Genomic DNA, 13447 nt, shown 5'->3' on the forward strand with positions numbered 1-13447 from the left:
TGCGGTCAATGACCCCAGGTGCCGAGACCGCACCCCTCTTGCCGGGCGAGAGGCTGATCCGCTCGGCCGGATTCCCGGCGCTCGCCTATTTCCGCGCCGGCCGCCGCGATAGGCCCCTCATCGTCTTTTTGCCGGGCGCGGGGTTCCTCGCCAGGGTGGCCTATGGGCACCCCGGGGGGGTAAAGCCTGACTTTCTCGATCATTGGCTCGCGCTTCGAGGATATCCTCTGCTGGCGCTTTCCTACCCGACCGACCATCCTACCTTCGATCGGCTCTATCCGGCCATGACCGTTCGCGATTGGGGCGAGAGCGCCGCGCACACAACCGCAACCCAGCTGCAAGCAGCAGGAATCGAGCCGCAGCGTCCGATCATCCTCTTGGCCTGGAGCATGGCAGGGCGCGTCGTCAGGGCTTACAACGTCGCCACCACGCGTCTCGGTCTTAATCTCGAGTGCTGCGTATCGCTGGCCGCAAGTGCTCCGATTCCCGGCATGATTCCCCGATCGCCGGATGGGGAGCCTCTCACCGCGGCCGGTCTGTGGGAGGTTGGCGCTCCGCTACCCAGGGGGCGTGGACGACGGGGAGCTTGGTTGGCGGAGCTGGCAGCGATCGCGAAGGCGAATGGGCGGGAGGTCATCTCGGAAGTGGTGTGCCGGGATTTCTACTGGGCCAATACGCCGATCCAGCTCCGCGGCGAGTCGCAGCGCATCGGCGCCGATAGCCGGATGGTCGACGACTTGGCCGGCGCTCTGGCCGATCTCGGAACCCTTAGCTTTGGCGACTTCCCCGTGACGGCGGCAATCGTTCCAAAGCACCCGATCGACGCCAGACACGCTCTGACCGATAGTGCAACATGGGCGTTTTTCAATGCCCATAAGATCTTTCAGACGTGGCTCACGTCGTCCGGCGGCGACCCGGCTTCGCTTTCGGCACCGGCATGGCAAGAGTTGAGAACGCTCATGCTGGACTTGCCGAACCGATTGACGCGCTCGATCGATGGCGGGCATTTCTTTTTCATCGGTGAAATCGGGGCTCGGCAGACCGTTGAGCACATTGCCGATCTCGCGGGCGAAGCAAGGTCGATCCGCCGGGAGCTGTCCGAACTGACCAACCATGGCCGATGATGATTGGCTTCAGCAATTCGTGCCTATCGGGAGAAATCGACGCATGAGCAAGGCGAAGCGGCTCCGCGCCGCCATGGCTGAGGCCGGCTTGGTCCATATCATGGCGGCGCACAGCCCGCTCTCGGCCGCTTTGGCCGAGGAAGCGGGCTTCGACGGGCTTTGGGCGTCGGGCTTCGAACTCTCGGCGCTCTACGGGCTCCCCGATGTGAGCCTTGTCACCATGACCCAACACCTGGAGATGACGCGCGCCATGGCGGAGCGCTCGCAGCTCCCCATCGTCGCCGACATCGACACCGGCTTCGGCAACGCACTCAACGTGATCCATGCGATCGAGCGCTATGAGCAGGCCGGCGCCGCCGCGGTGGTGATCGAGGACAAGAGCTTTCCCAAGGTGACGAGCCTGGTGGCCGGCGGCCGCCAGGAACTGGTGCGCTCGCAAGAGTTTCAGGGCAAGATCGAAGCCGCGATCGCCACCCGCAAGGATCCGGACTTCCTAGTGATCGCCCGCACCGAGGCCCTAATCGCCGGGCTCGGCGAGAAGGAAGCGCTCATCCGCGCCCACGCCTATGCCGAAGCCGGCGCCGACATGATCTTCGTTCATTCCAAGCAGAAGACACCGGACGAGGTCGAAAGTTTCGCCCGAGCCTGGTCCGGCCGATTGCCGCTGGTGCTGGTTCCGACCGCCTATCCCGATCTCGACGCCGCGCGCATTCGGGCTTTGGGCAAGGTCAAGATGGTCATCTATGGCAACCACGCGATCCGCGCCGCGGTGACTGCGATGCAGAGCGTCTTCCGCCGCATCCGTGAGGATGGCGGCATCAAGAACGTGCACAAGGACATCGTCTCGGTCGAGGAGATCTTCCGCTTGCAGGGCATGGACCGGGTGAAGGCGAACGAGGCGCGATTCCTCAAATAGACTGCGGCGAAGGGTCGGATCGGCGCCCGGGCGCAACTCCCCGTGTCGGCTCGGAAAATATCGCTATAGAATGGCCGAGGGAGTTCGGCCGAGGAGCAGATGCATGTGCGGCATTGTAGGTCTTTTCCTCAAGAACCCGGCCTTGGCGCCCTCTCTCGGCGATCGCCTGTCGGCGATGCTGATCGAGATGAGCGACCGCGGACCGGACAGCGCCGGCGTCGCGTTCTATCGCGAGCCGGCACCTCCAGGTGCCGTCAAGCTCGTGCTGTTCCACCCTGATCCGGGCTTTTCCTGGCTCGAGCTGGCCGAGCGCCTGGCCGCCGAGCTTGCCACCGAAGCCGAGCTCGATGTGCGCGCGAGCCACGCGCGCACGGTCATCGCAGCCCCTTACGAGGCCATCGCCGCGTGGCTCGCCCTGACATATCCCGATGTCAGGATCATGAGCGCCGGCGGGGCCATCGAGATCTACAAGGAGATGGGCCTGCCCGAGGACGTGGTCGAGCGCTTCCAGCTCCGCGGCATCGCCGGCAGCCACGCCTTGGGCCATACCCGCATGGCGACCGAGAGTGCGGTTACCACCGAGCACTCCCATCCGTTTTCGACCGGGCTCGATCTTTGCCTGGTGCACAACGGCTCGCTCTCCAACCACAACCGCTTGCGGCGCACGCTCTCGCGCCACGGTATCCGCTTCCAGACCGACAACGACACCGAGGTGGCCGCGGGCTATCTCACCTGGCGCATGCTCGAAGGCGCCACCTTGGCCGAAGCCCTCGAAGCCTCGCTCGCGGATCTCGACGGCTTCTACACCTTCGCCGTCGGCACCAGCAACGGCTTCGCCGTGCTGCGAGACCCCATCGCCTGCAAGCCCGCGATCCTGGCCGAGACCGACGACTGGGTGGCGATGGCATCGGAATACCGGGCGATCTCGGTCTTGCCCGGCGCCGAGTCCGCCCGCATCTGGGAACCGGCGCCGGGCAAGGTCTATAGCTGGGGCCGAGCCTAGCCGTCCGCCATGCAGATTGATCTCGATCAGGTGTCGATCCGCGAGCTGAACCAGCGCTTGCACGGGCTCTCGCCGGAAACAAATTGGCGGGAGGTCCGCATCGTCAATCCGAAGGGACGCCATGCGCTGGCGGTCGGCTTGACCCTGCCGATCGAGGTCACCGTCGAGGGCCATGTCGGCTATTACTGCGCCGGCATGAACAAGGAGGCCGCGGTCACCATCGCCGGCCATGCCGGGCCCGGGGTGGCGGAGAACATCATGTCCGGCGTGGTCAGGGTCGAAGGCAATGCCTCGCAATACGCCGCCGCGTCCGGCCGCGGCGGGCTGGTGGTGATCGAAGGCGATGCCAGCGCCCGCTGCGGCATCTCGATGAAGGGTGTCGACATCGTCGTCGGCGGCTCGGTGGGCCATCTCTCGGCCTTCATGGCCCAGCGCGGCCATCTCGTGGTTTGCGGCGATGCCGGCGCCGATCTCGGCGACTCGCTCTATGAAGCGCGCCTCTATGTGCAGGGGCGGGTCGAGAGCCTGGGCGCCGACTGCATCGAGAAGGAGCAGACGGCGGCGCATCAAGAGGGCTTGGCGGCACTCTTGGAGCGCGCCCGCATCAAGGCCGATCCACGGGCGTTCCGGCGCTACGGCTCGGCCAGGCGGCTCTATCACTTTCACACCGACCACGCCCATGCCTATTGACGTCCATGCCTATTGACGACAGCAGCAAGCCCGAGCCGGTGCTAAAGCCGGTCTTGCGCGAATCCGCGAGCTTCCCGCGCCAGGTCCTGGCCGAGATCCACCGGGCGGCGGCGGAGGGGGTCTACGCGATCCGCGGCTTCGGCGCCAAAAGGCGCGTGCCGAATTTCGACGATCTCGTGCTGCTCGGCGCCTCGGTCTCCCGCTATCCCTTGGAAGGCTACCGGGAGCGTTGCGCCACGGAGGTCGTCATCGGCACTCGCTTCGCCAAGAAGCCGATCACCCTCAAGATCCCGATCACCATCGCCGGCATGAGCTTTGGTGCCTTGGGCTCCCACGCCAAGGAGGCGCTGGGGCGCGCCGCGACCCAGCTCGGCACCAGCACCACCACCGGCGATGGCGGCATGACCGAGGAGGAGCGTCTTGCCTCGAAGACGCTCGTCTACCAGGTGCTGCCGTCCCGCTACGGCCTCAATCCCGACGATCTCCGGCGCGCCGATGCGATCGAGGTGGTGGTGGGCCAGGGGGCGAAACCCGGCGGCGGCGGCATGCTGCTCGGCCAGAAGATCACCGAGCGCGTCGCCGGCATGCGCGATCTGCCCGTCGGCATCGACCAGCGGAGTGCCTCCCGCCACCCCGATTGGACCGGCCCCGACGATCTCACCATCAAAATCCAGGAGCTGCGCGAGGTAACCGACTGGGAGAAGCCGATCTACGTCAAGGTCGGCGCCACCAGGGTCGCCTATGACGTGGCGCTCGCGGTCAAGGCCGGTGCGGACGCGGTCGTCGTCGACGGCATGCAGGGCGGCACGGCGGCGACCCAGGATGTGTTCATCGAGCATGTCGGCATCCCGACCTTGGCCGCGGTGCGCCTTGCCGCCGATGCCTTGGTCGAGCTCGATCAGCACCGCAAGGTGCAGCTCATCGTCTCCGGTGGCATCCGCAGCGGCGCCGATGTGGCGAAGGCGCTGGCGCTCGGCGCCGATGCGGTCTCCATCGGTGTCGCGGCCTTGGTGGCACTCGGCTGCAACCGCGAGGCCTATGTCGAGGACTACCAGAAGCTCGGCACCATGCCCGGCTTTTGCCACCACTGCCACACCGGCCGCTGTCCGGTCGGCATCACCACGCAGCTCCCTGAGCTGGAGGCCCGCCTCGATCCGGAATTGGGCGCCCGCCATGTCCGCAACTACATCTCGACCTTGGTCCTGGAGCTGCAAACCTTGGCGCGTGCCTGCGGCAAGAGCCATGTGCTCAATCTCGAGCCCGAGGATCTGGCCGCCCTCACCATCGAGGCCGCCGCCATGGCCCGCGTGCCGCTCGCCGGCACCAACTGGATTCCAGGGGTGAGTGGCGGCTAAACAAGCACGGTGCGGGATGCCCCCTCCCTCACCCTCCCCCACCCATGGGTGGGGGAGGGACGGGGTGGGGGCGCAGCCAAGTGAACGGGGGACAGGGATGAGCATCGATCTGGCGAAGGTGGCGCGGGACAAGCGCATCGAGTATTTCCTCATCAGCTTCGTCGACATGGCGGGCACGTCGCGGGCCAAGCTGGTGCCGGCCTCGGCCATCGCGATCATGCAGAAGAACGGCGCCGGCTTTGCCGGCTTCGCCACCCATCTCGACATGACGCCGGCCGATCCTGACATGTTCGCCATGCCGGACGCCGAGAGCCTGGTGCAGCTCCCCTGGAAGCCCGAGCTCGGCTGGCTTGCCGCCGATCTCTGGATGGAGGGAAAGCCGATCCTGACCACGCCGCGCCTGGTCTTGAAGCGTCTCATCGCACAAGCCCTGAAGGCGGGCTACCGGCAGAAATCCGGCGTCGAATGCGAGTTCATGCTGATCCAACGCGATCAGATGGCGGTCTCCGATCCCTTCGATGCAGCGAAGAAGCCCTGCTACGACCAGCAGGCTTTGATGCGCCGCTATGACGTGATCCGCGCCATCTGCGACGGCATGCAGCGTCTGGGCTGGGGGCCCTACCAGAACGATCACGAGGACGCCAACGGCCAGTTCGAGATGAACTGGGAATACGCCGACGCCCTGGTGACCGCCGATCGCCACACCTTCTTCAAGTTCATGGTGAAGTCGATCGCCGAGCAGCAGGGTCTGCGCGCCACCTTCATGCCGAAGCCGTTCATGAGCCTCACCGGCAATGGCTGCCATGTGCACATGTCGCTGTGGAACCCCACGGCCAAGCGCAACCTGTTCGAGGATCCCAAGGGCGAGCTCGGCCTCGCGGCCCTGGCCTACAAGGCGATCGGCGGTCTCGTCGCCAATGCCGAGCCGCTCGCGGCCCTCTTCAATCCGACGGTGAACAGCTATAAGCGCATCAACGCGCCGGTGACGCTTTCGGGTGCCACGTGGTCGCCCAACACCGTCACCTACTCCGGCAACAACCGCACCCACATGATCCGCATCCCCGAGCCCGGGCGCTTCGAGCTGCGCCTGCCCGACGGTGCCGCCAATCCCTATCTCTTGCAGGCGGGCGTGCTCGCCGCCGCGCTCGACGGCATCGGCCAGAACCGCGACCCCGGCAAGCGCCTCGACGTCAACATGTACGAGGAAGGCCACCGCATCAAAGGCGCGAAGCGCCTGCCGCTCAATCTCCTCGATGCGGTGCGCGTGTTCGAGAAGAGTCAATTCGCCCGCCAGGCCTTCGGCGATGCCTTCGTCGAGTCCTACGCCAAGCTGAAGCACCAGGACTGGAAGAGCTATATGGCGGCGCTGTCGCCCTGGGAGCTGCAGCAGACCGTGGATTGCTGAGGGGGAAGGTCGAGGGTGCGGGTCGTGTGGTGGGCAGAAGCGCATGAAGTCGCAGCATCCGACCTAGAGCAGCTCCGGTCAGATGGAATCGCTTTGCGATTTCATCTGGCCGGATAAAGCTGCTCTACTCTTTGAATGATAGGGCAATTTCATCCACCGGCATCGAACCGGATGGTTCGATGCCGGTGGATATTGCCCTAGGCACCGCTTATTTCCCGATCGCTCATCTCCGTCGAAGGCGGGGCCAGGAACGACGCCGGCTGCGCTATCTAAGTCCGTTTTCTTAAGGAGGAGTTGAACGGCGAAGGCTTTGCGATCCTTGCGTGGAGCCGTCCTTAGGCAACCAATCGCTTGTTCCGCCTGGGCAACGGCCGCTAACGCGACAGCACGGGTCACCCGATGACTCGGATCATAGTCAGCGTCATGCCGCGCTTGTTGCAAACTCACAAACGCGTCGGCGCACGAGCATATGTCCGGCGGGAAACCCAGCCCGCGAACTTGTCCGCAGGCATTTTTCGCGAACCCATGCTCAAGTGCCCGGTAGGTTTGCGCCCATGCTTTGTCCGGCCTGTCTTGACCGACACCAAGGAGCAAATCAGCGGCGTCCCGGGCCATGGCATGGAATACCGCGTAGTATGCGGTGCTCACGGCTCGCTTGAGGTCCGCTTGCTTCGGCTTCTTCTTGGTGCTTGCGTTCGCTAAGCGCTTCGCCGTGGCAATGAGATCATCATCCACGCAACGCCACCACCTTCTGGCGGCTCGAGAAGTGATGACGAATGTAGGGGAATCGCATCTCCCCAAGGTCCCATAGCCGATTTCGGAGCTTGGTCACCAAACCGGCGACAACTCTGGGATCTATGGCCCTGCCAGCCGAGCGATACTCGGCATCGATCGCTAGAGTTGGATCGCCATCGTGATCTTCAGCGGCGGTTACCTTTACCGACTTGAGACCAAACGGCTCCATCTCCTGCCGGACGATCGTTTCGATGGCAGCGATCACATCTTCACGGACGACCTGCGCGATCATCATGGCACTCTAACAGTCAGTCTCTTACCGAACTAGCGATGCTAACCGCTCCAACATGTCTCCATACGCTTGGACGCGATGCCTATTCTTCGCCGAGCGGCTCGATAGCGCTTGGGAGCTGGAGCAGACCTTGGATCGCTGAGATCGGCTTTCGCGCGGCTTTCTTTTGGTAAACGCCTGATAAGGCTCGCAGAATTGAGGCGTAGCCGGCGCGGTGCCGGTTCGCCCGTTGCCTCGCTGGGGCGGCCTGCGTACAGTCCGGCTAGAACAAATGCCGCCAAAATCCCATCCATCCGACGGCGAATGAAGGAACCCCGGCCATGCGCATCAACCGCTTCGCCTTGCTCGCGCTCCCGTTCGTCGCCCTGGCGCTGCCGGCCTTGGCGCAGACGCCGGCGCCGCCGGGGGCCACGGTGTATTTCATCGAGCCTGCGGACGGGGCCTCGGTGAAGAGCCCGGTCACGGTCAAGTTCGGCTTGAAGGGCATCGGCGTGGCGCCGGCCCTGGTGGAATGGCCCAACACCGGCCACCACCACCTCCTGGTCGACCACGACGCCGCACCCCCGGGCAAGCCCATTCCAAACGATGCGACCTCCGTGCATTTCGGCGGCGGCCAGACCGAGGCGGCGGTGACCTTGACACCGGGCACCCACACGCTCCTCCTCGAGCTCGGCGACCACCAGCACATTCCCCACAACCCGCCGGTCGTCTCCCAGAAGATCACCGTCACCGTGACGCCATAGCATCGGCGAGAGCGCCATGACGGCTGCCAGCGAAGAGACGGTGCGGCGCGCGACGGAGGCCGGCGGCGAGGCGCCGGCGGTGCTCAGCGGCCGGGCTTGGCTCGACCGCTTCCATTGGACCATCGGCCGCCGGCTGATTCTCGCCATGCTGGTCACCGTCACCTTGGGCGTGATCGCGCTGACCGCCGGCCTGGTCTCGGCCGAGCGGGAGCGGGCGCTGGCGCAGGCAGCAGAGGACTCCCGCCTCTTCCACAAGCTGATGGCAACCGAAGGGGCGGCGGCCCTGCACTTCCGCGAGCTGCCGGCGATCGAGCGCCGTCTCGCCACCTTCGTGCAGGCCTTTAGCGACACGCTGCTTCGGCTCGAGTCCTTCGATCCGGAGATGAAGCCGCTCTACACCTTCACCGCCCCCGGCGGTGCTGCGATCGATCTCAAGACCGGACTCGACGCCGAGAAGGCGCGCATGGATACAGGCAAGATTGCCGTGGTCAGGGCCGGGAATCTGGTCGAGATCGGCAGCCGTGCCGTGCTCGGCGGCGAGACGGTGGGCTATCTCATGACCGGCTGGTCCTTGGCCGGTGTCGCCCAGGCGCACGACCAGGCGGTGCGCGAGCAGTCCTACACCTTGAGCGCGGTCATCGCCGGCGTGGTGCTGCTGGCGGTCATCGCCACGCTTGCCTGGATGGCGCGGCGCTACGTCTCCCGGCCGATCCGCAGCATGACAAGCGTCATGAACGAGCTCGCCGCCGGCAACCTCGCGGTCGAGGTGCCCTCCACCGGCGAGCGCGACGAGATCGGCGACATCGCGCGGGCGACGTCGGTGTTCCACAAAAACGCCATCCGCACCCAGGCCTTGGTCGAGCAGGTGACCCAGAGCGCCCGCCAGGTCGCCGGAGCTGCGAGCCAGGCCAGTTCCGCGGTGGGCCAGGTCTCCGATGGCTCCCAGACCCAGCTCGACGCGCTTCGCCAGGCCGCGGCGGCACTCAGCCAAAGCGCCCAGGCGATCTCCACCGTGGCCCAAGGCACGGTGGAGGCGAGCCAGAAGGTGAGGAACGCCGCCGATCTGGTGACCGGCAGCAACGAGCTCGTCGAGGAGATGGTGACCGGGGTCGGCGAGATCGCCAAGTCGAGCGCCCAGATCGGCAAGATCACCGATGCCATCGGTCGCATCGCCAGCCAGACCAACATGCTGGCCTTGAATGCCGCGATCGAGGCGGCGCGCGCCGGCGAGCATGGCCGCGGCTTCGCGGTGGTGGCCGAGGAGGTGCGGAAGCTCGCGGAAAATTCCGGCACGCTCGCCCAGGAGATCGCCGAGCTGACGCAGATGGCGACCAAGCAAGCCGAAGCCGGCGTGAGCTTGGCCGAGAACGTCAAGGCGGGCATGGCCAAGATCGCCGAGGCGGTGCGTACCAGCGACGCCCTCATCGGCTCGATCGCGACCGCCATGGAACAGCAGCAGCTCACCATCGGCGGCATCGACGCCAATGTCCGCGAGCTGACCCGCATCGGCCAGTCGAATGCCACCGCCGCCGAGGAGATCACCGCCACCATGCTCGAGCTCTCCAAGCTCGCCGAGCGCACCAGGCTGCAGGCCGACCAATTCACCGGGGCGAAGGCGACGTAGCGCCGGCATCGGGGATGCGTGGATGATGCCCCCACCCCGACCCTCCCCCAGCCAAGCTGGGGGAGGGGGCAAGAGATGCACCTTCAGACTCCCTCCCCCATGCGTAGTGTGGGGGAGGGTTGGGGTGGGGGCATCAGATCGTCGGTCCCAGCGCCGGCGCGGAAAAGGAGCCCGATAGGGCATGCTCGAGACGATCGAGGAGACCTTGCGCCAATTGCGGGTGGCGATGGAAAGCCATCGCCGCAGCCTCGCCGCCGAGGGTGCGCCGCTTCCGCCCGGCCCCTCGCCGGTGCCGTCCGGACGGCTGGCGGAGGTCTATGCCGAGATCGAGCGCACCGCCGGCGTGCATGTCTCGGCAACCGTAGCGGTCAAGCTCGAGAAGCTGTTCGTTGCGTCCGACACGGCGGCGCTTGCCGAATGGGTCCGGCGCATCCGCCGGCCTGGACCGATGCATCCCGATCTGCAGCTCCTGATCGAGAGCCTTACCACGCACGAGACTTTTCTCTTTCGCGACAAGGGCCAGCTCGAGCTGTTGCGGACCGACATCTTGCCGGCGCTGATCGCAAGGGCGCGGACGACCGGCGAGCGGCGTCTCCGGCTCTGGTCGGCGGGCTGCTCCAGCGGCGAGGAGGCCTACTCGCTGGCCGTGGTCGTGCTCGCTGCCCTCGCCGATGCCGGGGAGGCGATCGCCGCCAATGGGCGGGTGACGCCGCTGCCGGACTGGCGGATCGAGGTGTTGGGCACCGACATTTCCGGTCGCGCCATCGATGCCGCTACCGCCGGCGTCTACGGCACCACCGGTCTTTCCTCGTTTCGCGCGGTTCCGCCCGAGCTGCTGCACTACTTTCCGCCGGGCGAGGCCGACGCCACGCGGCGCGTCTGCGCGGAGCTCCGGCGCATCGTCCGCTTCCAGCGCCTCAACCTCATGGACATCGCGCCGCCGCTGGTGGAATGCGATGTCGTCGCCTGCCGCAACGTCCTCATCTATCTGACGGACGCGGCCACGCGGCATGTGCACGAGCTGGTGCATCGCGCCCTCATGCCGGGCGGCGCGCTCCTGCTGGGGCCGGCGGACTCGCTCCTGGAGCCGGCGCGCTACCGCTCCCATGCGACCAATCGCGGCGTCATCCATTGCCGGCTGGGCTCGCCATGACCGGGGCCGGGCAATCCTCGGTCCTGTTCGAGGTGGGCGGGCGCATCTATGCGGTTGCCTCCGAGCGCGTGCACGGCATCGTCGAGCCGCCGGTGGTCGCGGCCGTTCCCTTCGCGCCCGCCCATGTCGAGGGTGTGGTCGCCATTGGCGGCACTATTCTGCCCTTGGTCGATCTCGCCTCTTGGGCGGGCGCCGCCGCGCTTCGCTCCGGAAGCGGCTGGACCACGAGCCAGGTCGTGGTCCTCGACAGCCTCGCGGGTCAGGTGGCGGTCAGGGTCACCCGGGTGGTGGCCTTCGTTCCGGAGAGCAGCTTGGGCGACCCGGCGGCACCCGCTTGGAGCGGCCGGCCGGTCATGCGCTTCGGCTACGATGCGATCGATCTCGGCCGTCGGGAGCTGCTCGAAGACGACGGGCTGCCGGACGCGGTCGGCGAAACGGCCGAGGCGGAGGCGCCGGCGGAGCGGCTGACCGAGCCCTTCGTGGTGGTCGGCGTCGGTCATGAGCGCTACGCGCTGCCGATCGGGTCGGTGCGCGAGATTGCGCCCCTTCTGGGATATGCCGGGGGGGAACTCTTTGGCATGCCGGGCGCGCCCATGCCGGTGCTGGGTCTGACCTATCTCCGGGGGGCGCCGCTGGCGGTCTTGTCGCTGGCCGTCCATCTCGGTCGTCCGGCGCGGAACGACGGCGTGCTGATCGTGCTTCTCAGAGAGAATGGCAAGTTCGCGCTGCTGGCCGACCAGGTGCTTGGCGTGCGCCGGTTCGTCGAGAGCCGGGTCCGCGCCGAGGGCTATCTCGATGACGATGATACCGTGGTGCTGCCGCTCGACGCCGCGACGCTCATCCCCGATTCCGTGCCGTGGCGCTTCCAGAGCGGCAGCGAAGCCGCCGCAATGCCGGCCGCGCAAGCGACGCCGATGCGCCAGCTCGTCACCTTCGAGGCAGCGGGCGAGACCTGCGCGCTCCCGGTCGAGGAGGTCGAGCGGGCGGTCGAGTATCGCCTACCGACGCGCGTGCCGCGGACCGGAGCGGGCATCGCCGAGGCGATCGAGGTCGGCGGCGCGGTGGTGCCGATCATCGATCTTCGGGCACAGCTCCGGCCGACCCGGGAGGCGGGGGCGCCCGGCGCCTGCCTGGTGACCCGCATCGGCAAGAACGGCTACGCGCTCGCCATCGACCGGTTGGATCGCTTGGCCTCGGTGCCTTTGGCTGCGATCGAGACCATCATCGGCGATGACGGGCCGATCACCGGGCTGGGCCGGCTCGCCGGACGGCCATTCTGGATGCTCTCGGCCAGGCGGCTTGTCGCCCGCGCGGGGGTCGCGCTGTGAACGCGCCCGCCTCGGCACCGGTCATCCGCGCGCTCATCGTCGACGATTCCAGCTTCATGCGCATCGCCTTGCGCAAGATCATCGAGGCCGACGGCGACATTCGCGTCGTCGGCGAGGCGCGCAACGGCCTGGAGGCAATCAGGCTCGCCCAGGAGCTGCACCCCGACGTGGTCACCATGGATATCATGATGCCGGAGATGGACGGGATCGAAGCCACCAAGCGCATCGTCAGCGACGTGGTGCCGCCGCCGCGCATCATCATGGTCAGCTCTTGCACCCAGGAAGGTGCGGAAGCCACCTTGAAGGCGCTGCATTCCGGCGCGGTGGATTTTCTTTCGAAGTCCTCCGCCTTCGCCGCTACCGATTTGGGCTTCCTCGACACCGAACTGCGCGATCGGCTGCGCCAATGGCGGCCGGCGCCGTCCGCATCGTCGTCTCCCGCCCGCTTCGAGCAACTAGCCGGAGCCGCGCGCACTGTGAAGGGTGGTGCCGTCGACCTGGTGGTGATCGTCGCCTCGACGGGTGGACCCCTAGCGCTGCCGGTGCTGTTGGCGGCGATGGGGAGGATCGAACCGCCGGTGGTCATCGCCCAGCACATGCCCGTGCATTTTACCCACAGCCTGGCGAGCCACCTGGCGAAGGAGGTCGGCGTCGACGTGCGCGAAGGCAGCATGTTCACCCCGCTGCCGCCGCGCACGGTGACCATTCTGCCCGGCGGTCAGGACGGCATCGTCGCCTCCGATCGCCTGGGCGGCTTCGAGCTCCGACCCGGATCCACGACCGGCTCGGTGCATCCCTCGGGCAACCTTTTGCTGCAATCGGCGGCCCTGGTCGCGCGCCGGCCGGTGGCGGTGGTCCTGACCGGCATGGGCAATGACGGCACCGCGGGTGCCGCCGCCTTCCGTCGCCGCGGTCTGCCAGTCCTGGCGCAGACGCCGGCGAGCTGCGTGGTCGGCGGCATGCCATCTGCCGCAATCGAAGCGAAAGTCGTGAGCGAAGTCCTGAGCCTGGAGCAGATCGGCCAAAGGCTGACCGGTCTCGCCGCGCTCAGACGAACCGCCCAAGCAGCGGAAGAGTAA

Annotated in this window: 13 protein-coding genes; 11 read left to right on the top strand and 2 right to left on the bottom strand. The window is 66.8% G+C overall.

Annotated features, from left to right (window positions below; genetic code table 11):
- The first annotated feature begins 38 nt into the window (after positions 1-38).
- The 6 genes from HY058_21185 to glnT all read left to right on the top strand — a co-directional run bounded on the left by HY058_21185 (position 39) and on the right by glnT (position 6493).
- Positions 39-1124: a hypothetical protein gene (locus HY058_21185; GenBank protein MBI3499820.1), complete on the top strand. Its 1086-nt coding sequence runs from the start codon at positions 39-41 to the stop codon at positions 1122-1124.
- Positions 1125-1167: 43 nt separating this feature from the next.
- Positions 1168-2040: a phosphonopyruvate hydrolase gene (locus tag HY058_21190; GenBank protein ID MBI3499821.1), complete on the top strand. Its 873-nt coding sequence runs from the start codon at positions 1168-1170 to the stop codon at positions 2038-2040.
- A 103-nt stretch (positions 2041-2143) separates the two neighbouring features.
- Entirely contained in the window at positions 2144-3043 is a 900-nt protein-coding gene (locus tag HY058_21195) for a glutamine amidotransferase family protein (GenBank protein ID MBI3499822.1), read from the top strand.
- Positions 3044-3052: 9 nt separating this feature from the next.
- A complete protein-coding gene (locus HY058_21200) occupies positions 3053-3733 on the top strand; it encodes a protein GlxC (protein ID MBI3499823.1) in 681 nt (226 codons plus the stop codon).
- 5 nt (positions 3734-3738) lie between these two features.
- On the top strand, positions 3739-5088 hold the full coding sequence (locus HY058_21205; GenBank protein MBI3499824.1) for an FMN-binding glutamate synthase family protein: 1350 nt from the start codon (positions 3739-3741) through the stop codon (positions 5086-5088).
- Between the two features lie 97 nt (positions 5089-5185).
- Entirely contained in the window at positions 5186-6493 is a 1308-nt protein-coding gene (gene glnT, locus HY058_21210) for a type III glutamate--ammonia ligase (GenBank protein ID MBI3499825.1), read from the top strand.
- A gap of 78 nt (positions 6494-6571) precedes the next feature.
- Here the strand turns inward: glnT and HY058_21215 are convergent, their stop codons facing one another.
- Complete coding sequence (locus HY058_21215) at positions 6572-7228, bottom strand: hypothetical protein (GenBank protein ID MBI3499826.1); 657 nt, start codon at positions 7226-7228, stop codon at positions 6572-6574.
- The gene (locus HY058_21220) at positions 7221-7523 is read right to left on the bottom strand and encodes a hypothetical protein (protein MBI3499827.1); all 303 of its coding nucleotides are present in this window, start codon (positions 7521-7523) and stop codon (positions 7221-7223) included. Before HY058_21220 ends, HY058_21215 begins: the two co-directional genes overlap by 8 nt.
- 317 nt (positions 7524-7840) lie before the next feature.
- Here HY058_21220 and HY058_21225 point away from each other — a divergent pair, with 317 nt between their 5' ends.
- The 5 genes from HY058_21225 (at position 7841) to cheB (ending at position 13447) form a co-directional block, all read left to right on the top strand.
- Entirely contained in the window at positions 7841-8263 is a 423-nt protein-coding gene (locus HY058_21225; GenBank protein MBI3499828.1) for a DUF4399 domain-containing protein, read from the top strand.
- 16 nt (positions 8264-8279) lie between these two features.
- Entirely contained in the window at positions 8280-9887 is a 1608-nt protein-coding gene (locus HY058_21230) for a methyl-accepting chemotaxis protein (GenBank protein ID MBI3499829.1), read from the top strand.
- A gap of 181 nt (positions 9888-10068) precedes the next feature.
- Entirely contained in the window at positions 10069-11040 is a 972-nt protein-coding gene (locus tag HY058_21235) for a methyltransferase (protein ID MBI3499830.1), read from the top strand.
- On the top strand, positions 11037-12368 hold the full coding sequence (locus tag HY058_21240; protein ID MBI3499831.1) for a chemotaxis protein CheW: 1332 nt from the start codon (positions 11037-11039) through the stop codon (positions 12366-12368). Before HY058_21235 ends, HY058_21240 begins: the two co-directional genes overlap by 4 nt.
- Positions 12365-13447 (top strand): chemotaxis-specific protein-glutamate methyltransferase CheB, encoded by a 1083-nt coding sequence (gene cheB / locus HY058_21245; protein MBI3499832.1) that lies wholly within the window; start codon positions 12365-12367, stop codon positions 13445-13447. The genes HY058_21240 and cheB overlap by 4 nt, the downstream gene beginning before the upstream one ends.

Source organism: Pseudomonadota bacterium, assembly GCA_016195085.1.
Taxonomy (GTDB): domain Bacteria; phylum Pseudomonadota; class Alphaproteobacteria; order SHVZ01; family SHVZ01; genus JACQAG01.

Bases quoted from the DNA above. Each gene is read 5' to 3' on its own strand.
- HY058_21190 (MBI3499821.1), top strand. From the start codon at position 1,168: ATGAGCAAGGCGAAGCGGCTCCGCGCCGCCATGGCTGAGGCCGGCTTG.
- HY058_21240 (MBI3499831.1), top strand. From the start codon at position 11,037: ATGACCGGGGCCGGGCAATCCTCGGTCCTGTTCGAGGTGGGCGGGCGC.
- HY058_21220 (MBI3499827.1), bottom strand. From the start codon at position 7,523: ATGATGATCGCGCAGGTCGTCCGTGAAGATGTGATCGCTGCCATCGAA.
- HY058_21195 (MBI3499822.1), top strand. From the start codon at position 2,144: ATGTGCGGCATTGTAGGTCTTTTCCTCAAGAACCCGGCCTTGGCGCCC.
- HY058_21205 (MBI3499824.1), top strand. From the start codon at position 3,739: ATGCCTATTGACGACAGCAGCAAGCCCGAGCCGGTGCTAAAGCCGGTC.
- HY058_21235 (MBI3499830.1), top strand. From the start codon at position 10,069: ATGCTCGAGACGATCGAGGAGACCTTGCGCCAATTGCGGGTGGCGATG.
- HY058_21225 (MBI3499828.1), top strand. From the start codon at position 7,841: ATGCGCATCAACCGCTTCGCCTTGCTCGCGCTCCCGTTCGTCGCCCTG.
- HY058_21200 (MBI3499823.1), top strand. From the start codon at position 3,053: ATGCAGATTGATCTCGATCAGGTGTCGATCCGCGAGCTGAACCAGCGC.
- HY058_21230 (MBI3499829.1), top strand. From the start codon at position 8,280: ATGACGGCTGCCAGCGAAGAGACGGTGCGGCGCGCGACGGAGGCCGGC.
- glnT (MBI3499825.1), top strand. From the start codon at position 5,186: ATGAGCATCGATCTGGCGAAGGTGGCGCGGGACAAGCGCATCGAGTAT.